Origin of the sequence: Microbacterium terregens, assembly GCF_039534975.1 — a bacterium.
GTDB lineage: Bacteria > Actinomycetota > Actinomycetes > Actinomycetales > Microbacteriaceae > Microbacterium > Microbacterium terregens.
The window spans coordinates 2,670,327-2,689,229 of the sequence record NZ_BAAAWH010000001.1 but is presented as its reverse complement, the minus strand read 5'-3'; the positions used below and the strand labels follow the sequence as shown (position 1 = coordinate 2,689,229).

At 67.8% G+C, this 18,903-nt stretch carries 20 protein-coding genes; 10 read left to right on the top strand and 10 right to left on the bottom strand.

Features of this window, described 5'->3' with window-relative positions:
• Window positions 1-21: 21 nt before the first annotated feature.
• From ABD655_RS12485 to ABD655_RS12460, 6 genes are all read right to left on the bottom strand, one after another.
• A complete protein-coding gene (locus ABD655_RS12485) occupies window positions 22-492 on the bottom strand; it encodes a SixA phosphatase family protein (RefSeq protein ID WP_344714380.1) in 471 nt (156 codons plus the stop codon).
• On the bottom strand, window positions 489-1,376 hold the full coding sequence (locus tag ABD655_RS12480; protein ID WP_344714378.1) for an arginase family protein: 888 nt from the start codon (window positions 1,374-1,376) through the stop codon (window positions 489-491). The genes ABD655_RS12485 and ABD655_RS12480 overlap by 4 nt, the downstream gene beginning before the upstream one ends.
• A gap of 41 nt (window positions 1,377-1,417) precedes the next feature.
• Window positions 1,418-1,765 (bottom strand): gamma-glutamylcyclotransferase family protein, encoded by a 348-nt coding sequence (locus tag ABD655_RS12475; RefSeq protein WP_344714376.1) that lies wholly within the window; start codon window positions 1,763-1,765, stop codon window positions 1,418-1,420.
• 64 nt (window positions 1,766-1,829) lie between these two features.
• Window positions 1,830-3,101, bottom strand: a complete 1,272-nt coding sequence (locus ABD655_RS12470; protein ID WP_344714375.1) for a DUF445 domain-containing protein — start codon at window positions 3,099-3,101, stop codon at window positions 1,830-1,832.
• Window positions 3,102-3,119: 18 nt separating this feature from the next.
• Complete coding sequence (locus ABD655_RS12465; protein ID WP_344714373.1) at window positions 3,120-4,292, bottom strand: acyl-CoA dehydrogenase family protein; 1,173 nt, start codon at window positions 4,290-4,292, stop codon at window positions 3,120-3,122.
• Window positions 4,289-5,044 carry an alpha/beta fold hydrolase gene (locus ABD655_RS12460; RefSeq protein WP_344714371.1) on the bottom strand — a complete coding sequence of 252 codons (756 nt, stop codon included), beginning with the start codon at window positions 5,042-5,044 and terminating at the stop codon, window positions 4,289-4,291. The genes ABD655_RS12465 and ABD655_RS12460 overlap by 4 nt, the downstream gene beginning before the upstream one ends.
• Window positions 5,045-5,145: 101 nt before the next feature.
• Here ABD655_RS12460 and ABD655_RS12455 point away from each other — a divergent pair, with 101 nt between their 5' ends.
• Window positions 5,146-5,571, top strand: coding sequence for a pilus assembly protein CpaE (locus ABD655_RS12455; RefSeq protein ID WP_344714369.1), 426 nt, complete (start codon window positions 5,146-5,148; stop codon window positions 5,569-5,571).
• A 141-nt stretch (window positions 5,572-5,712) separates the two neighbouring features.
• Here the strand turns inward: ABD655_RS12455 and ABD655_RS12450 are convergent, their stop codons facing one another.
• Window positions 5,713-6,918: an MFS transporter gene (locus ABD655_RS12450; protein ID WP_344714367.1), complete on the bottom strand. Its 1,206-nt coding sequence runs from the start codon at window positions 6,916-6,918 to the stop codon at window positions 5,713-5,715.
• Window positions 6,919-7,278: 360 nt separating this feature from the next.
• Between ABD655_RS12450 and nrdH the strand changes: the two genes are divergently transcribed.
• The 5 genes from nrdH to ABD655_RS12425 are packed head-to-tail and all read left to right on the top strand — an operon-like array spanning window position 7,279 to window position 11,798.
• Entirely contained in the window at window positions 7,279-7,512 is a 234-nt protein-coding gene (gene nrdH, locus ABD655_RS12445) for a glutaredoxin-like protein NrdH (RefSeq protein ID WP_344714366.1), read from the top strand.
• A gap of 14 nt (window positions 7,513-7,526) precedes the next feature.
• Entirely contained in the window at window positions 7,527-7,997 is a 471-nt protein-coding gene (gene nrdI, locus ABD655_RS12440) for a class Ib ribonucleoside-diphosphate reductase assembly flavoprotein NrdI (RefSeq protein ID WP_344714364.1), read from the top strand.
• Entirely contained in the window at window positions 7,979-10,138 is a 2,160-nt protein-coding gene (gene nrdE, locus ABD655_RS12435) for a class 1b ribonucleoside-diphosphate reductase subunit alpha (RefSeq protein ID WP_344714362.1), read from the top strand. Before nrdI ends, nrdE begins: the two co-directional genes overlap by 19 nt.
• Before the next feature lie 46 nt (window positions 10,139-10,184).
• The gene (nrdF, locus tag ABD655_RS12430) at window positions 10,185-11,162 is read left to right on the top strand and encodes a class 1b ribonucleoside-diphosphate reductase subunit beta (RefSeq protein WP_344714361.1); all 978 of its coding nucleotides are present in this window, start codon (window positions 10,185-10,187) and stop codon (window positions 11,160-11,162) included.
• 33 nt (window positions 11,163-11,195) lie between these two features.
• Window positions 11,196-11,798: a DUF998 domain-containing protein gene (locus ABD655_RS12425; protein ID WP_344714359.1), complete on the top strand. Its 603-nt coding sequence runs from the start codon at window positions 11,196-11,198 to the stop codon at window positions 11,796-11,798.
• 171 nt (window positions 11,799-11,969) lie between these two features.
• Here ABD655_RS12425 and ABD655_RS12420 read toward each other — a convergent pair whose 3' ends face one another.
• Both ABD655_RS12420 and ABD655_RS12415 read right to left on the bottom strand, forming a co-directional pair.
• Window positions 11,970-12,830, bottom strand: coding sequence for an NAD-dependent epimerase/dehydratase family protein (locus tag ABD655_RS12420; RefSeq protein ID WP_344714357.1), 861 nt, complete (start codon window positions 12,828-12,830; stop codon window positions 11,970-11,972).
• Between the two features lie 98 nt (window positions 12,831-12,928).
• A complete protein-coding gene (locus tag ABD655_RS12415) occupies window positions 12,929-13,579 on the bottom strand; it encodes a hypothetical protein (RefSeq protein ID WP_344714356.1) in 651 nt (216 codons plus the stop codon).
• A 124-nt stretch (window positions 13,580-13,703) separates the two neighbouring features.
• On the opposite strand from ABD655_RS12415, the gene ABD655_RS12410 reads away from it, so the two are divergent.
• From ABD655_RS12410 to ABD655_RS12400, 3 genes are all read left to right on the top strand, one after another.
• The gene (locus tag ABD655_RS12410) at window positions 13,704-13,886 is read left to right on the top strand and encodes a hypothetical protein (RefSeq protein WP_344714355.1); all 183 of its coding nucleotides are present in this window, start codon (window positions 13,704-13,706) and stop codon (window positions 13,884-13,886) included.
• The gene (locus ABD655_RS12405) at window positions 13,883-14,644 is read left to right on the top strand and encodes a hypothetical protein (RefSeq protein ID WP_344714353.1); all 762 of its coding nucleotides are present in this window, start codon (window positions 13,883-13,885) and stop codon (window positions 14,642-14,644) included. Before ABD655_RS12410 ends, ABD655_RS12405 begins: the two co-directional genes overlap by 4 nt.
• A 70-nt stretch (window positions 14,645-14,714) precedes the next feature.
• Window positions 14,715-15,674 (top strand): Dyp-type peroxidase, encoded by a 960-nt coding sequence (locus tag ABD655_RS12400; RefSeq protein WP_344714352.1) that lies wholly within the window; start codon window positions 14,715-14,717, stop codon window positions 15,672-15,674.
• A gap of 5 nt (window positions 15,675-15,679) precedes the next feature.
• Here the strand turns inward: ABD655_RS12400 and ABD655_RS12395 are convergent, their stop codons facing one another.
• Window positions 15,680-16,048 carry a UBP-type zinc finger domain-containing protein gene (locus ABD655_RS12395; RefSeq protein ID WP_344714350.1) on the bottom strand — a complete coding sequence of 123 codons (369 nt, stop codon included), beginning with the start codon at window positions 16,046-16,048 and terminating at the stop codon, window positions 15,680-15,682.
• A gap of 198 nt (window positions 16,049-16,246) precedes the next feature.
• Between ABD655_RS12395 and ABD655_RS12390 the strand changes: the two genes are divergently transcribed.
• Window positions 16,247-18,823, top strand: coding sequence for an ATP-dependent Clp protease ATP-binding subunit (locus ABD655_RS12390; protein ID WP_344714348.1), 2,577 nt, complete (start codon window positions 16,247-16,249; stop codon window positions 18,821-18,823).
• The last annotated feature ends 80 nt before the right edge of the window (window positions 18,824-18,903 follow it).

Sequence of the window (18,903 nt, the reverse complement as noted above, 5' to 3'; positions counted from 1 at the left end):
CGACGGCCGGGAGGTCGACCGTCAGCGCGGGGTCTCCAGCGTCCAGGCGACGGGCTCCAGCGGCTCGACGGCGTCCCAGTCGTCCGCGTCCCACGTGAAGGTCGCCACGGCGCAGGTCGGCATGTGCTCGATGCCGCCGTCGGACAGACGCTCGGCGAGCGCGCTCATGCCGGGGTCGTGGGCGACGACGATCAGCTGACGCGCCGCACTGGCGGCGGCCTTCTCGAGCAGCGTCCGGGCCGGCGCGCCATAGAGCTCGGGGTCCAGGTTCACCGCGACATCGAACACCGCGCCGAACGCCTCGGCGGTGGTTCGGGCACGCAGCGCCGTGCTCGACAGGACGATCTGCGGCCGGAAGCCGGTCTCGGCCAGCTCGCGCGCCATGCGCGGCGCATCACGCCTGCCGCGGTCGTTGAGCGGGCGGTCGTGATCGTCCAATCGCGCGTCGCCCCAGTCGGACTTCGCGTGGCGGACCAGAACGAGACGGATCATGCGCGCATCCCCACTCCGGCGAGCAGTTCCAGGACGCACAGCGCCGCCAGTCGCACGGTGCGTTCATCGGCCGCGTCGGCCGTCGCGTCGACCTCGACGATGTCCGCCGAGACGAGCCGGGAATCGGTCGCCGCCGCCCGCGCCAGCGCGCGCAGCTCCCACGCGGCGAGGCCTCCGGGCACGCTCGCCGGACAGCCGGGCGCGACCGAGCGATCGCACACGTCCACGTCGATGTCCAGATGGATGCCGCCGCCTCCCGCCCCGGCGACCTCCAGCCCCTCGGCGATCACGTCCGCGAGGCCCCTGCGTCGCACGTCATCGAGCCCGATCACCGTGATGCCGTACTCCGCGGCCCGGCGCGCGTACGCGGCGGAGTTCGCGAAGTCGGCGATGCCGATCTGCACCACTCGACGCGGATCGAGCCCGTCCTGGATCAGCCTCCGGACGGGGGAGCCGTTGGAGACACCGTCCCGCAGATCGAAATGCGCGTCCAGGGTGATCAGTCCCGTCGCGCCCGTTCCCTGGGTCACCCCGTAGGTCGCGCTGTTGTCGCCGCCCAGAGCGACGACGAGACGGGCGCGATCCCGCGCCTGGGCGACGAGCGCGCGGACGGCGGCCTCGCCTTCCGGGCCGTCCGGCTCGGCGACATCACCGGCATCCGCGACCCGCAGCGTCCCGAGATCGATCGGTCCGGCCATCAGCGCCGGGCTGTACCGGCGCAGGGCGGCGCGGACCGCCGGCGGCGTCTGGTGGGCGCCGGTCGGCGAGAGCGATGTCCGCCAGGCCGGGACGCCTACGAGGACCATGTCGACGGGCCCGTCGAACGAGTCCAGTGCCGGCCAGTCGCCGGCGCGCGGCCAGAGATCATCGGAGAAGAGTGCCACCCCTCCGACGGTACTCCCGTGACGCGGTTCCGGTCCGGAACTCAGACCGTGACGTAGACCCACGCCGGCCGGCCGCTGGCCAGATGCACCTCGACCCGGCGATAGAACTCGACCTCGTATTCGTCGGCGGCGTCCAGCTCCTCCTCGCTGACCCACAGCGCCTTGCCGATCACCTTGTCCAGCGCGTTGCCGGTGGGGCGGACGACGGGGTGCACCGAAGAGCCGGACAGGTCCACGACCCGCGGGTCCTCGATCTCGGCGTAGTCGACCGTGTAGCCCGGCAGGACGTCGTCCTCGCCCGCGAGCAGGCGCCCGAACGTGTCCAGCTGCACGACGGGATTCTGCAGGGTGCCATAGCTGAAGAGCAGCTGCTCGGAGCGGTCGGCCACGCACTCAGGGTAGCGCTCCGACCAGCGTCGGCCGATGACGATGTCGGACGAAGTCAGAGCGGTGTCAGCCCAGCAGCGCGTGCGCGATCGTGAAGATCAGCAGGCCCGCCAGCGCGCCGACGACGGTTCCGTTCAGGCGGATGTACTGCAGGTCGCGGCCGACCATGAGCTCGATCTTCTCCGTCGTCTCGGCGGGGTCCCAACGCGCGACCGTATCGGTGATGATGGACGCGATGTCGTGCCGGTAGCGATCCACGAGGAACACGGCGGCCTCGGTGACCCATCCGTCCACACGGCTCTGCAGCGCGGCATCCGTCGACAGGCGCTCGCCGATCTCGCTGAGCGCCTGAGCGGCGCGGCGACGCAGCCCGCTGTCCGGGTCGGCCAGCGACGCGAGCAGCCCGGCCTTGGCGGTGTTCCACGCCTCGGCTGCCAGTTCGCGCACCCGCGGACTGTCGAACAAGGTGGCCTTCGTCTCCTCGAGCCGTGCCATCGTGGCCGGGTCGCTCTGCAGGTTCTCGGCCAGACGATCGAGGTATCCGTCCACCGCGATGCGGGCCGGATGCTGCGGGTCGGCGCGCACGGCCGCGACGAACTTCACGGCCTCGTTGTAGACCGTGTCATCCACCAGACGCTGAGCGATCGAGGGCACCCACGCGGGCAGACGCCGCGAGACGAGTCCCGAGAAGGATCCCTGGTTGGCGGCGAGCCACGCCCCGATGCTGTCCACGGCCAGATCCACGGCGCCGTGATGGGCGCCCGACTCCACGATGCGACCCAGCCAGCCACCCAGCGGCGGGCCCCATGGCGGTGCGATCAGGTGCTCGCGGGCCAGGTCCTCGATGACGTCGTTCACGTCGTCATCGCTCAGGGCCCGCAGCACTCCGGCGGCCATGAGCGAAGCCTCCTGGCCCACCCGCTCCGCGTGCGCGGGGACGCTCAGCCACTCGCCGAGACGCGTGGCGACCGCGGTCTCCTCGAGCTTGGTGCGCACCACGTCGCCGCGGAGGAACTCGGTCTCGACGAACTCGCCGAGGTTCTGGCCGATCTCGTCCTTGCGGCTCGGGATGATCGCCGTGTGCGGGATCGGGATGCCGAGCGGATGCCGGAACAGCGCGGTGACCGCGAACCAGTCCGCCAGCGCGCCGACCATGCCGCCTTCGGCGAACGCGCGAACGTACGCGAGCGGCGGGACCTGCTGCTGGAAGGCGAAGGCGATGACGAACAGCACCGCCATGAACAGGAGTGCGCCCAGGGCCACGCCCTTCATCACGCGCAGGCCTCGGCGGCGGTCCTGGTCGGCGGGGCTCAGCAGAGCCGTCGGCGTACGTGTCATCTGCTCACCGGTTCCGTCTCATGGCTCGATCGGCCCGAGCCATGCGCTCGCCACCGTCGCGTGGGCCGATTCTGGATCGGATGGGTGGAACTGGCCGGCCAGGACATCGCGGTAGAGGCGGCCGAGTTCGCTGGAGGAGAAGTACGACGAGCCGCCCGCCACCAGGATCGCGTCGTCCACGACGCGCTTGGCCATCGTCACCGCGCGGTGCTTGACGCCCGAGAGCAGCGAGAACCACCGCGTCCCGTGGTCTGCGCGCCCGTCGACGTCCCGGCTGATCGACGCGAGCTCGGCAGGCAGCGGGTCATACGCGAGCGCCATACCGGCGATGCGCCAGCGGATGTCGGGATCCTGGCTGTACGCCTTGCCGGTCTTCTTCGACCGGCGCTGCGCCGCCGTCTGCACGGCGAGGTCCAGTGCGCGGCGGGCGATCCCGGTGTAGACCGAGGCGAGCAGCACTTCGAACACGCTGAAGATGCCGAAGACGATCGGGTCAGGGCTCGGCCCGGGGTCGATGCGCCGCACCACGCGGTCAGCCGGCGCGATCGCGGCGTGAAGCTCGGTCGTGCGGGACTGCGTGCCGCGCATGCCGAGCGTGTCCCAGTCGTCGCGGGTGACGACGCGGCCGTCGTCCTCCTCGGAGCGAGGCACGAAGGCGTAGACGAGCTTCGACGCGTCCGGCGAGGTGGTGTCCAGGCCGTGCAGCCCGATCCACGTCCACACCGGCGCGAGGGATGTGAAGATCTTCGTGCCCGTGAACGCGTACGCACCGTCCGGCTGCGCAGCGGCATCCGTGTCACTGCCGAACAGCACCAGGTCGTTGCCGGCCTCGCTGATGCCGAAGGCGAAGACCTCGCCTGCCGCGGCGCCCTCCTGCACGAAGCGCAAGTCGGCGATGCCGCGATCGGCGAGCACCTTGGCCACGCCCGTCCACACCAGGTGCATGTTGATCGCGAGGGCTGTTGCCGGGGCGGCCCCCGCCAGGCGCTGCTGGAGCACGGATGCCTCGGCAAGCCCGAGCCCCGCCCCACCGAGGTCGGTGGGGACGAGGATCGCGAGGTAGCCGGCATCCTTCAGATCGGCGAGGTCCTGTGCGGGAAAGGTGTTCTCGCGATCGTGGGCGGCGGCGCGCGCGCGGATCCGTTCGAGCAGCTTCTCGGAGAGGTGGGCGGCGGGGTCGAAGCCCGTCATGCGAGCACCTCGAGAAGCTGGGAGATCGTGGCGTCGGGTTCGTCCCGATGCGGCGAGTGCCCTGCGCCGGCGACGACCGACATGGACACCGCGGAGTTGCCCAGCACCTGCGCGGCGAGCGCACCGCTGAAGATCGAGTAGACCTTCGGGTCGGATCCGATCACGTGCGTGGGAACACTCAGTCGGGAGGCGGCATCCCGCACATCCCACGCCGCATTCTGGACACTCGTCTGCTCGACCGCCCACCGGCTCGCCTGCTGGGCAGACAGCGCCTTCAGCTCGATGTCCTGCTCGTGCCAGTGCGGATGCTCGGCGCGCACAGCCGACGGGGTCGGGTCCTCGAAAGAGCGCTCCTGGCTCTCGCGAACGATGTCGCGGTCGCGGGGTGCGAGGTGGATCGCCGGGTCGATCAGCACGAGCCGGCGAGTCCACCCCGGGTCGTGCGCACTGACCACGGTGGCCGCGGCACCGCCGAGTGAGTGGCCCACGACCAGATGCCACGAGGAGTCGCCCTCGGGCCGAGTCGCTCCGAGATCGGCCGCGTACGCAGCGATCGTGTACTCCAGCGCCCGGGGCGCGACGCCGTGACCACGAAGATCGACCGCCTGGGCGAACCACCCGGCATCGGCCAGGGCGACGCCGAACCGCCACATCAGCGCCCCGGTGGAGCCCAGACCGTGAACGAGCAGGGCGCGCCGCGGTGCGTCGGGTGCTCCCCACGACAGTCGCGGAAGGGTGACGGGTGCGGGCATACCGCAATGCTACGGATGGATGCCGGTGCAGGGCACGCGTGGGCAGCAGGCGACTGCGGCGGATCGGCCGAGGTGCCGGCATCCGGACGCAGAATGGAGGCATGATCTCGACAGAATCGGCGGTGGCCCTGCGCGATGCCGGCCTGGTGTGGCACCCGCGCTCCGGCGATCGGTTCCAGCTCGACGAGCCGGAGTTCGAAGCCGACGTCTTCACCGTCAGTGAGATGACCATCGAGCCGCGCGAGTACTCCACCGGTCGCATCCTGTCGTTCAACGGCACGACGGAGTGGGCGCTGGATTCCGTCGCCCTGGAGGACGCGCTCTGGTTGCCGTCCGAGAGTCAGCTGCGCGAACTGCTGCGGGGTGCGTTCCGGAGCCTGCGGCGCCTGCCCGACACGCACGAGGTCCAGATCGTCCTGCGTAGCCCCGAGGAGCCGTCGGAGGACGAGGTGCTGGTGTTCCAGCATCCCGAACCGGCCGACGCGTACGCGCTCGCCGTCCTGGAGCTGTTGCGCCGGATCGCCTGATCCGGCGGTCGCCCGGCGCGCAGATTCGGACGATCGCATTGGATTCGGATGCCGCCAGGCCAAGGATCCGAATCCGCGGACCGTATCCGAATCCGCGGCGGTCGGGGCCCCGCGCGGACGGCGGCGCGCAGCACCGGCGGGTCAGGTGATGGTGCCGACGGGCTCGGTGTCCGGCATCGGGCTGGGGTCGCGGTGGCGCAGGTCGGGGAAGGCGCGGACGCAGGCGACGGCGACGGCGGTTCCGGCGATCGCGAACGCTGCTGCCGCCCAGTAGGCGCCCTGGGGGCCGGTGCCGTCGATGAGGAATCCGGCGACCGCCGAGCCGGCAGCCGCGCCGATCAGCTGACCGGTGCCGATCCATCCGTAGGCCTCGGCGGTCTCGCTGAACTTGACGCTGACGCTGGTCATGGCAAACAGCACGGCCAGTGCCGGTGCGATGCCGATGCCGGCCAGGAACAGCGTGCCGCCCAGCCACCAGATGTTCAGCGAGACGACGGTCAACGACAGGCCGACGGCGAGGATGGCCAGCCGTCGGGCCATCGCCCACGGTCCGACCGGGATGTGCCCGAAAGACAGTCCGCCGGCCAGGCTGCCGATCGAGAAGACGGCGAGCACGATGCCCGCCTCCAGCCCGCCGTGATCGAAGGTCGCGACGACGCCGGCCTCGACCGCCGCGCAGGCGCCGATCAGCAGGAAGCCGATGACGGTGGCCAGCAGGACCGGCGGTTTGGCGAGCACTTTGCCGATGCTGCGGCGGCTGCGGGGGATCCGGACGCGACCAACCTCGGGGGAGAGGATGAACCAGGAGCCTCCGCTGATCAGGATGGCGACGATCAGCAGGAGCGCCTGCACCGTGCCGACCTGGGTCGCCACGAGGGTGATGACCACCGGAGCCACGATCCAGATGATCTCCTGCAACGACGCATCCAGCGAGAACAGGGGCGTGAGCTGCCGCGAGTTGACCATCTTCGGATAGATCGTGCGCACCGCGGACTGCACGGGGGGTGTGGACAGACCCGCGATGAGCCCGAGCACCATGTAGACGGGGACCACGGTCTCGACCAGTGCGAGGACGGTGATGGTGATCGCGCAGATCGCGAGCGTGGTGCTGAGCACCCGGCGCATGCCCCACACGCCCATCCACCGGCTGGTGACCGGGCCGGCGATCGCCTGCCCCACGGATGTCGCGGCCAGAACGAGTCCGGCCGCGCCGTACGAGCCGGTGACGAACTCGATGTGCAGCAGGACCGCAAGACTGGTCATGCCGTTGGGGAATCGCGCTGTCAGCTGCGCGGCCATGATCCGCCCCACGCCGGGCGTGCGCAGAAGATCCCTGTACCCGGCCACGCATCAACGGTATCTGTCGTCCGGTACCTGCCGCGACACGCGCGAGACACGCCCAAGGGTGCATTCCACAGCCCGATCCGTGTCCGGACCCGGCGCTAGCGTCGCGCCTGTGGACAGATGTGGCCGCGGCATCCGAAATCGGCGTGATTCAGGGTCTTTCCAGGTTCACGATCGAGTGCCCTCCTGTGGATGAAACGGTGGACAACCTGTGTTGTATCTGTGGAGAGCGGTGCAAAACTACACGGATGTAACTACTAGCCCTTGTGGTGCTATCCAATGTCCGTACCCATATGTAGTATTGGACTCCCGGCGGCGGACCACCGGACGAAACATACGATTTTGAGGGAGAACGGGTCACACATGTCGATCACCGTCTACACCAAGCCCTCCTGCGTCCAGTGCACGGCGACCTATCGCGCACTGGATTCGAAGGGCATCGAATACGAGATCCTCGACCTCTCGCAGGACCCTGCGGCCATGGAGCAGGTCAAGGCACTCGGCTATCTGCAGGCTCCGGTCGTCATCACCGACGAAGACCACTGGTCGGGCTTCCGTCCCGACAAGATCGACGAGCTCGCCGGTCGTCTCGCGTAGCGCCGGGAGGAGAAATGGTTCCCCCGGCCGCCGTGCGCCAGCGCAGCGCGGCCGGAGCAACCGGCCAGGCCGCGCCGCTTCTGGTCTTCTTCTCGAGCATCTCCGGCAACACGGCGCGCTTCATCGACAAGCTCGGCATGAGAGCCGTGCGGATCCCTCTCCATCCGTCCGATCCGGTTCTGGTCGTCGATGAGCCCTATGTGCTCGTGACTCCCACGTACGGGGGAGGACAGGGCAAGGGCGAGGAGAAGGGCGCCGTACCCAAGCAGGTCATCCGGTTCCTCAACGATGAGCAGAATCGCAGCCTGATCCGCGGAGTCATCTCCGCGGGCAACACCAACTTCGGTGAACACTTCTGTTTCGCCGGAGAGATCATCAGCCGCAAGTGCTCAGTGCCGCACTTGTACCGGCTCGAAATGTTCGGCACACCCGAAGACGTGGATCGCGTGAGCGAAGGATTGGAACGATGGTGGAAGCTGCAGTGAAGGAAGAGAAGGCGTTCAACGCGGACACGCGATTCGAGGGCATGGACTATCACTCGCTGAACGCGATGCTGAACCTGTACGACGCGAACGGCAAGATCCAGTTCGACGCGGACAAGCGAGCGGCGCGCGAGTACTTCCTGCAGCACGTCAACCAGAACACGGTCTTCTTCCACTCTCTCAAGGAGCGCCTCGACTATCTCGTCGAGAAGGAGTACTACGAGCCCGCCGTGCTCGAGAAGTACTCGTTCGAGTTCATCCAGCAGCTCAACGACTTCGCGTACTCCAAGAAGTTCCGGTTCGAGACGTTCCTCGGCGCGTTCAAGTACTACACGAGCTACACGCTCAAGACCTTCGACGGCAAGCGCTACCTCGAGCGCTTCGAGGACCGCGTCGTGATGACCGCCCTGGGGCTGGCCGACGGTGACGAGAAGCTCGCGACCGATCTGGTCGACGAGATCATCTCGGGTCGCTTCCAGCCGGCGACGCCGACGTTCCTCAACTCGGGCAAGGCACAGCGCGGCGAGCTCGTGTCGTGCTTCCTGCTGCGCATCGAAGACAACATGGAGTCGATCTCCCGCGGCATCAATTCATCGCTGCAGCTGTCCAAGCGCGGCGGCGGTGTCGCTCTGCTGCTGTCGAACATCCGTGAGTCGGGGGCGCCGATCAAGCAGATCGAGAACCAGTCCTCGGGCATCATCCCGGTGATGAAGCTCCTGGAAGACAGCTTCAGCTACGCCAACCAGCTCGGAGCCCGTCAGGGTGCTGGCGCGGTCTACCTGAGCGCCCACCACCCTGACATCATGCGGTTCCTGGACACCAAGCGCGAGAACGCCGACGAGAAGATCCGCATCAAGACGCTCTCGCTGGGTGTCGTGGTGCCCGATATCACCTTCGAACTCGCCAAGAACGGCGAGGACATGTACCTCTTCTCGCCGTACGACGTCGAGAAGGTCTACGGTGTTCCGTTCGGCGACATCTCGGTGACCGAGAAGTATCGCGAGATGGTCAACGACGCGCGGATCAAGAAGACGAAGATCAACGCGCGCGAGTTCTTCCAGACGATCGCGGAGATCCAGTTCGAGTCGGGATACCCCTACATCATGTTCGAGGACACGGTGAACCGGGCCAACCCCATCAAGGGCCGGATCAACATGTCCAACCTGTGCAGTGAGATCCTGCAGGTCAACACGCCGACCACCTACAACGAGGACCTCTCGTACAAGGAGATCGGCAAGGACATCTCGTGCAACCTCGGCTCGATGAACATCGCGCTGTCGATGGATGCCGCCGACCTGGGCAAGACGGTCGAGACGGCGATCCGCGCTCTGAGTGCGGTCAGCGAGCAGAGCCACATCGCCTCCGTGCGCTCGATCGAGGACGGCAACGACCGTTCCCACGCGATCGGCCTCGGTCAGATGAACCTGCACGGTTACCTCGCCCGCGAGCACGTGCACTACGGGTCCGAAGAGGGCATCGACTTCACCAACATCTACTTCTACACGGTGCTGTTCCACGCGCTGCGGGCGTCCAACAGCCTCGCGATCGAGCGCGGTCGCGCATTCGACGGCTTCGCGGACTCCACCTACGCCAGCGGCGAGTTCTTCGACAAGTACATCGAGCGCGCGTGGGTTCCCGAGACCGAGAAGGTCAAGGAGCTGTTCACCGGCAAGCACATCCCGACGCAGGAGGACTGGGTGGCGCTGAAGGCGTCCATCCAGCAGCACGGCATCTACAACCAGAACCTGCAGGCCGTTCCGCCGACCGGCTCGATCTCGTACATCAACAACTCCACGAGCTCGATCCACCCGATCGCGTCGAAGATCGAGATCCGCAAGGAAGGCAAGCTCGGTCGCGTCTACTACCCGGCGGCGTTCATGACGAACGACAACCTGGAGTACTACCAGGACGCGTACGAGATCGGCTACGAGAAGGTCATCGACACGTACGCCGCGGCGACGCAGCACGTCGACCAGGGCCTGTCGCTGACACTGTTCTTCAAGGACACCGCCACCACGCGCGACATCAACAAGGCGCAGATCTACGCGTGGCGCAAGGGCATCAAGACCATCTACTACATCCGTCTGCGCCAGATGGCCCTCGAGGGCACGGACATGACGGAGTGCGTTTCGTGCATGTTGTGATCGGTTTCGGGTCACTGGGCGGCGAGACGAAGCGAAGGAAGAGACGATGACCCCCGACAAGCTGAAGCTTCTGGACCACGTTCAGGCGATCAACTGGAACCGCATCGAGGACGACAAGGACGTGGAGGTGTGGAACCGCCTCGTCAACAACTTCTGGCTGCCCGAGAAGATCCCGCTGTCCAACGACATCCAGTCCTGGAACACGCTCACCCCCGACGAGCAGCTGCTCACGATGCGCGTATTCACGGGCCTGACGCTGCTGGACACGGTGCAGGCCACGGTCGGCGCGGTCTCGCTCATCCCCGATGCGATCACCCAGCACGAGGAAGCCGTCTACACGAACATCGCGTTCATGGAATCGGTGCACGCGAAGAGCTACTCTTCGATCTTCTCCACGCTGTGCTCGACGAAGGAGATCGACGAGGCGTTCCGCTGGTCGGTCGAGAATCCGAACCTTCAGAAGAAGGCTCAGATCATCATGGAGTACTACCAGGGCGACAACCCGCTGAAGCGCAAGGTGGCATCCACCCTGCTCGAGAGCTTCCTGTTCTATTCGGGCTTCTACCTGCCGATGCACTGGTCTTCGCGGGCGAAGCTCACGAACACCGCCGATCTGATCCGCCTCATCATCCGTGACGAGGCCGTGCACGGGTACTACATCGGCTACAAGTACCAGAAGGGTCTCGAGCGCATCAGCCAGACGGAGCGCGACGAGATCAAGGACTACACGTTCTCGCTGCTCTACGAGCTGTACGACAACGAGGTGCAGTACACGCAGGACCTCTACGACGGCGTCGGCCTGACCGAAGACGTCAAGAAGTTCCTGCACTACAACGCCAACAAGGCCCTGATGAACCTCGGCTACGAGGCGATGTTCCCGTCGTCGGTCACGAACGTCAGCCCGGCGATCCTGTCGGCGCTCTCGCCGAATGCCGACGAGAATCACGACTTCTTCAGCGGATCCGGTTCCTCCTACGTGATCGGCAAGGCCGAGGCGACCGAGGACGACGACTGGGACTTCTAGAAAAATCCCACCGCCTATCGCATCTGCGCACACGTGAGCGTCGCTGAGATCGCCGCCACTACGCCGCTCGTCGCCGGCGTGTTCACGGTGGGGCTGATCGCGATCCTCCACGTACTCGAGCCCGAGTACGACCCGTCATGGCGGATGATCAGCGAGTATTCCCTCGGGCGACACGGGTGGGTCATGCGCCTGGCCTTCGTCACGATGGCCATAGGCCTTTCGGCGACATGCGTGGCCTTGTGGCCGTTCGGCGGTCCGTGGATCACCGGCCTTGCCGCCGTCGCCCTCGGCGCGCTCGGTGCCGCGTTCATCGACGCGGATCCGATCATGACTCCGCGTGCTGATGCCACGCCAGTGGGCAGGGCGCACACAGTGCTGGGTGTGGTGTTGCTGGCCGGTTTTCCGGCTGCCGCGCTGGTCGCGGGGGTCGGGGTGGCGCCCGCGCTCGGCTGGACGCTGGTGATCGCATCCGTTGTTCCGTTGGCCGGACTGGTGTGGTTCCTCATCGCCGCTGCCCCCGCCCACGGACAAGGCGGCTCGCCTGAGATTCGAATCGGATGGCCGGACAGATTCTGCCTTCTCGCCTACCTGGCGTGGGTGGTGCTCGCCGCTATCAGCGTTCTTGCCGTCTTGTGACGCACGAGCGTCGCGCAGGACGATCAGCCGGCGTCAGCCCGAGTGACGGTCCTGCTGCGCACTCCTGTTCGGGTGCCGACCCGACCGCGAGCCGGTCGCTCAGCGTGCTCGTGCTTCTGCGGTCGGAGTCTCGCTCGGCGTTCCGAACCGCGTCCTCTTCGTTTCTGGGTGTCAGTGGTGTCGCCAGGAGCGTGTTGCGTGCCAGTCGAGGACGCCGGCTGCACGCGAGGTGTCGAAACCGCCGACGTGGTCCGGGAAATCCCGTCTGCGGGTAGCGGTCGGGAGGTGACGGTCGAGCAAGTCGCTGGTGGGGGTGTGCGAAAGGGTTTCGTCGCTCGCGATGACGACCGCTTCGTAGCCACGGTGTCCGCTGCGCGGATGCAGGGCGAGCACGCACGCTCGGGCGGCGTCCTCGAGTTCGACCCAGCCCCACAGGTTCGCCGCGCCCTCGGCGTCGTCGGCGACGTGGGCGACGTGCTCAGCCTCGGCCGCGGAGAGGATCCAATGCAGCCGGAGCGCCGTGACGGTCATCCCGCGTCGGGCGTACATCTCACCCATCCGCTCGGTGAAGTCCTTTGTCAGCGCATACGGGTCGACGAACTCGAGCGGCGTCGACTCGTCGACCGGGACGGCGGAGAAGGTGAGCGGATCAGGGGAGAACGCGGTGCCGTAAATGGACCCGCTCGATGCCAGAACGGCGGTTCGCACCCCCGCTTGCCACGCCTGCTCGAGTGCGTTGAAGCAGGCCATCGTGTTGTTGCGAACGAGCTCGCTGGGCTCGACGTGCTCGGGGCTCGGGATCGCCGCGCAGTGGATGATCGCAGACGCGCCGCGCATGGACCTGGCGACCGCCCCCGCATCGGTCAGGTCCACGCCGGTCGGTCCTCGCAGATCAGCCTCGAGAACCTCCACGCCGACGGCGCGCAGCTGCCGGCACACTGCTCGCCCGAGCTTGCCCTGCGCACCGCTCACCCACACCACCGACGAAGCAGTCGTCGCGCCGATTGACGCGTCAAGGGTGCTGAGGTTCACGCGTCGACCCCATGACCGTCCGGCTCCGTCGGGTACCCAGGGACCGAGCGAGTCCGCCTTCGGCACGTCCGTGGCTGGTCGTCTGCACGCGCGCCGACTCAGCCCGATCGGAACACTTCCACGTGGCGGCTAGGCGCACGAGAAGCGAGCACGAGGGCGATGATCCCGAGGCCGAGCGTCCGCGAGAGGAAGCCCAGCGTTCCCAGTATGACCGCAGCCCCGACAGCATTCTGGGAACCGACCGGGCCGGCGAAAGCGAACAGCAACTGGGGGAGCACCCCGCCGGCGACGGATGCGAGCAGCGCCCAGAGTGGCGCCCACTGCCATGGCCTCGGGATGATTCCCGCCCGCGCGATCTGAACGACGGCGATCAGCGCCGCGGCGAGCGAGACGAGGAGGTTCACGAAGAAGACTGTCGTCAGCGCGCCTTCGGCGGCACGATATGCGTCTAGGCCAGCCTCGAACGTGGCGGCGTCGATCGTCGGCAGGAGCGGTTGCGCAAGGTGAACGACAAGCGGCCACAGCGCGACGACCACGAGTGCGGTGACGCCGAGCGGACGTCGCGCAACCACGCTCGCTTCCTCCGACAGTCCGATCGCGAACAGAAGCACGGAGGCCGCGAAGACAACGTCGCGCGTGATTGCGATGGCTGAACCACCGCCGGGGAGGGAGTACTGCATCATCCCGATCACCGCGCAAAGCACCAGGCCGCCGCCGCCGATCGCCCAGGTCAGCCTCACCGCTCGCATGCTCCGACCCTAGACCGCGAGGCGACTCCGCTCTCCATGGAGCAGAGCGGGGGCTGCTAGACGAGGCGCCGCTGCGCGCACCTGTGCTTGTCGTGCCGTCCGTTCGCGGCGTACCGTGTCGGTCATGCAGCCGAAGGCGCGTGCAGCCGTCATCATCATCGCCGTCGCCGGAGCGACCGCAGGGATCGCGGCGATGCGCGTGCGTCGCCGGGCCGCGGAGTACGAGTACGAATACGGCCTGTCGCCGGCGACGACGCCGGCGCCGGCACCGGGGGATTCCGATCGACCCGGCGGAGCTTCTCCGTGAGCGAGAACGAGGACCCGCCGCGTACCCCGCCGATCACGCGCCCGCCGGCTGACCCGCAGACCCCGCCGATCACGCGGCCACCGGCCGGCCAGACCGCGGCTCAGGCCGGACCGAACCCCAACCCGGGTGTCACCCGCACCTCGCTGATCTGGATGGGTGTCGCGGTGATCGGGCTGTCCTTCGTGGCGTCCTTCCTGGGCGCAACACTCGCCCGCTCGCAGGACTCCGCACCGGTGGCCGAGCCCATCGCAACGACCGCCGCCACACCGACCGAGACGAGTGAGCCGAGCACCGAGGAGTACGAGGAGGCGCTCGAGGAGATCCTCCCGGCCGGAGCTGCGGTGCGTGCCGGAGCAGGGGCCCCAGAGGCCGGCAAAGGCTATGAAGGCGAGGTCTACATCGACATCGCCACCTCGGACGTGTACCTCTTCCGGGACGGCGAGTGGGTGAAGGTCGGCAACATCCGTGCCTCGGCGGCGGAGAACCTCACCGGCGAGACCGGGCCCACGGGAGAGACGGGAGAGACAGGCGCAACCGGCGAAGCGGGCGCACCGGGGGCTCCCGGCACCCAGATCTCGCTCGGCATCGGCGCCCCGCAGGACGAGACGTGCGAGACCGACGGTGACATCTACATCGACACCGAGGTCGCCGCGTTCTACCAGTGCGCGGCCGGTACATGGACGCTCTTCGGGCCGGCGGCGGGCGTCGCCCCGGCCCCCCTGCCGACCCCGACCACGGACTCCGGGACGAACGGCTGATCCCAAGCGGCCGACGCGGCATCCGATGGCACTTCCCGAGGCCATGAACCGGCACTCCTATACTGCGTCCATGAGCACGGGGGACACACGCGATCGAGTGCCGATCGAACCGCAGAGCATCGACGCACCGCTCTCACGCGCCGCCGTGTTCCTGACCGTGGTGCTCTCGGATGCGGCCGGCGCGGCCGACCAGGTCCGATCGGCGCTGGGGGACGTCGGCGGTCTCGTACGCGCGGTGGGGTTCCGCGACCTCGGCGGCCGCCTCTCGTGCAACGTCGGCATCGGCCACGACGTCTGGTCGGCCGTGACGGGTATGCCGATGCCCGCGCAGCTGCATGCCTTCGTGTCCGTAACGGGCGGCACGTACACGGCGCCGGCGACGCCCGGCGACCTCTTCTTCCACATCCGTGCCGACCGCGCCGACATGTGCTTCGAGTTCGAGAGGCTGCTGCTGCACGCGCTCGGCGGTGCGGTGACGGTCGCGGACGAAACCATCGGATTCCGCTACTTCGACTCGCGCGACCTGCTCGGTTTCGTCGACGGCACTGAGAATCCCACCGGCTCGAAGATGGCTCACTGGACGCTCGTGGGCGACGATGATCCTCCCCACGCCGGAGGCAGCTATCTCGTGGTCCAGAAGTACCTGCACGCCCTCGACGCGTGGCAGGCACTGTCCACCGAGGTCCAGGAGCAGATCATCGGTCGCACCAAGGCGGACAACGTCGAGCTCGATGACGCCACGCTGCCTCGCCCGTCGCACAAGGGGCTCACCACGATCGTCGACGCCAATGGTGAGGAGCACGACATCCTGCGCGACAACATGCCGTTCGGCCGTCCCGGTCAGGGCGAATTCGGCACGTACTTCATCGGGTACTCAAAGGATCTGTGGGTGATCGAGCAGATGCTCAGCAACATGTTCCTCGGCGACCCGGTCGGCTCCTACGATCGGATCCTCGACGTGTCGACAGCCGTGACGGGAGGCACCTTCTTCGCTCCCGCGAACGACGTGCTCGACTCGTTCGGCGATTAACGGAATCAGCTCGCCCGGTCTGCGGCAGCGAGAAGGTCGCGCCAGTCGGCCGGTACCCGCTCCGCCGGGCCTGGAACGGTCTGGTTCGCGGGGTGGCTCTCGGGTGGTGCGAGCCGCGGACCGCGCGCGTAGTCGTTCGTGACGTAGTCCCAGAACCAGTCCTCGCCCGGTTCGTAACTGCGCATGATGCGGTGTCCCGTGGCGCGGAAGTGCGCCGATGCGTGCTTGTTCAGGGAGTCGTCACAGCAGCCGATGTGTCCGCACAGCGCGCAGCGCCGCAGATGAACCCACCACGAGCCGGTCTCGTCGCATTCCACGCAGCCGTCGCCGCTCGGCGGAACGCGCGGATCGATGAACTCGGAGAGCTCGGTCATGCGTGCTCCTCATCGGGTGAGTGGAGTGCCTGCCCGCGATGGTAGCGGAGAACCGCGGCGCCCGCCCGGCCGCGTGCCGGTCTGCGGATGCTGGGAATACCCTCGGCGGTAGGTCGTTTAACTTGATACGAGTCCGCTCAAGTACCTAAACTTGACATAGCAAGACTCAACTTTCATCAGGAGAGATTCCGAGAGAAAATGCCCCAAGACTTCACACCCCAGGACGGCGAGAACGGCTCGAGTGCGTTCGACGAGTTCCTCGCGCGCTACCTCGACGGCGAGCGCGCCCGCGCGTCACGGTCCATCGACCTGACGCGGTTCCTCAGTCTGCGCACGCAGCAGTTCCTGCAGCAGGCCGGCGCGTTCGCGCTCGAGCGCGGTCAGCGTGAGCTGGACGCCCTGCACGTCCTGCGCATCCTCGTGAGCGAGGCCCCCGCCAAGGACGCGGTGGAGCGCATCGGTGCCGACCCGGCCGCGATCGCGCGTGCCGCGGAGCAGCGTCTGCCGCAGACATCCGACCCGGCCGACGTCGAAGGCGCCGTGATCACCCCCTCCGTGCAGCGCGCGCTGTTCCACGCGTTCCAGGTGGCGCGTTCGTCGGGCTCGACCTACGTGGACCCCGAACACCTCTTCTTCGCGCTCGTGCTCGGCCAGGATGCACCGGCCGGACAGATTCTCGCTCAGGCGGGCGTCACGGCCGACGCACTCCTGCAGGGCGCTCGCGAGACCGTGACTCCCACCGGTGAGCCGGTGGCAGAGCAGGGTCAGGATGCCGCGGCATCCGAAACGCCCATGCTCGACAAGTTCGGCACCGACCTGACCGCGCTCGCGCGCGCCGGTTCGCTGGACCCGGTCATCGGTCGCGAGGACGAGATCGAGCAGACCATCGAGATCCTGAGCCGCCGCACCAAGAACAACCCGGTGCTGGTGGGCGAGGCCGGCGTCGGCAAGACGGCGATCGTCGAGGGTCTGGCGCAGGCGATCATCGCGAATGCGGTGCCCGAGCAGCTGCGCGACAAGCGTGTCGTGTCGCTGGACCTGCCCGCCATGCTCGCCGGTACCCGGTACCGTGGCGACTTCGAAGAGCGCCTCACCGCCCTGATGGACGAGGTCTCCGGCCTGGCCGGTGAGCTCATCCTGTTCATCGACGAGGTGCACACCGTCGTCGGTGCGGGCGGTGGCGGCGGTGATGGCTCAATGGATGCCGGAAACATCCTGAAGCCGCGCTTGGCGCGCGGGGATCTTCACCTGGTCGGTGCGACCACCCTCAAGGAGTATCGCGTCATCGAGAAGGACCCGGCACTCGAGCGGCGGTTCCAGCCGGTTCGTGTCTCGGAGCCGAGCCTGGAGGATGCCGTGCTGATCCTGCGCGGACTCCGGCCCGCCTACGAGGAGCACCACGCCGTCACGTTCACGGACGACGCCCTGCGCGCCGCCGTCGAACTGAGCGACCGCTACGTCTCGGACCGCGTCCTGCCCGACAAGGCCATCGATCTGATCGACCAGGCCGGCGCGAGACTGCGCCTCCGGCTCGGTGTCAAGGTCGATGTCTCGGCGCTGATGGCCCGGCTCGGTGAGCTGGAGGCCGACAAGAACGCTGCCGTGGGAGCGGAGAAGTACGAAGAGGCATCGCGCATCCGCGACCAGATCGCGGAGGTCCAGGGCCGCCTGGACGCGGCCACCTCACAGCCCGCACCGACCGCGGTCGTGGACGAGCCGGAGATCGCCGCCGTGATCAGCCGCGCCACCGGGATTCCGGTGCAGCGGCTGACCGAGACCGACCGCGAGCGCCTCGCCGCCCTTGAGGACGAGCTGCACGCGCGCGTGATCGGCCAGGACGATGCGGTGACCGCGGTGGCCAAGGCCGTGCGTCGCAACCGCACCGGGATGGGCGACTCGCGCCGGCCGGTCGGATCCTTCCTGTTCCTCGGACCCACCGGCGTGGGCAAGACGGAGCTCGCGAAGGCTCTCGCGGCGAGCCTGTACGACGACCCCTCGACGGGTACGGGTACGGGCGGAAACGTGATCCGGTTCGACATGAGCGAGTTCGGCGAGCGGCACACCGTCTCGCGGCTCGTCGGTGCCCCTCCGGGATATGTCGGCTACGACGAGGCGGGCCAGCTCACCGAACGCGTGCGGCGCAACCCGTACTCGATCGTGCTGTTCGATGAGATCGAGAAGGCACACCCTGACGTGTTCAACCTGCTCCTGCAGGTGCTCGACGACGGCCGGCTGACCGACGGTCAGGGTCGCACCGTCGACTTCCGCAACACCGTCATCGTGATGACCTCGAACATCGGAAGCGAGTTCCTCGCATCCCGCTCGGGTGCGATCGGGTTCGTCGCGGACGGCGGCGGTGAGACCGGCTTCGGCAGCGAGAAGGACCTGCGCGATCGCGTCATGGGCAAGCTCCGTGAGGCGATGCGCCCCGAGTTCATCAACCGCATCGACGAGATCGTGCTCTTCCGCAAGCTCGCGCGCGAGCAGCTGCGCGAGATCGTGCGGCTCATGCTCGGGACGACCGAGCAGCGGCTCGCCGGACGCGAGGTCACGCTCGAGATCACGGATGCCGCGATCGACTGGCTCGTGGAGAACGGGTACGAGCCCGAGTACGGGGCTCGTCCGCTCCGCCGCCTGATCCAGCGCGAGGTGGACGACCGGATCGCCGAACTCTTCGTCAGCGGCCAGCTCGCCGACGGGGGAGCAGTGACGGTCGATGCGGCCGACGGTGGGGTCACCGTCTGGAGCGCGCAGGTGCTCCCGGCTGCGGCCTGAGAATCCGCAAACCCTACGACAGAGGGTGCGTCGCGATCGCGACGCACCCTCTGTCGTTTCCGCCGGGCGTGTGCGCGCGG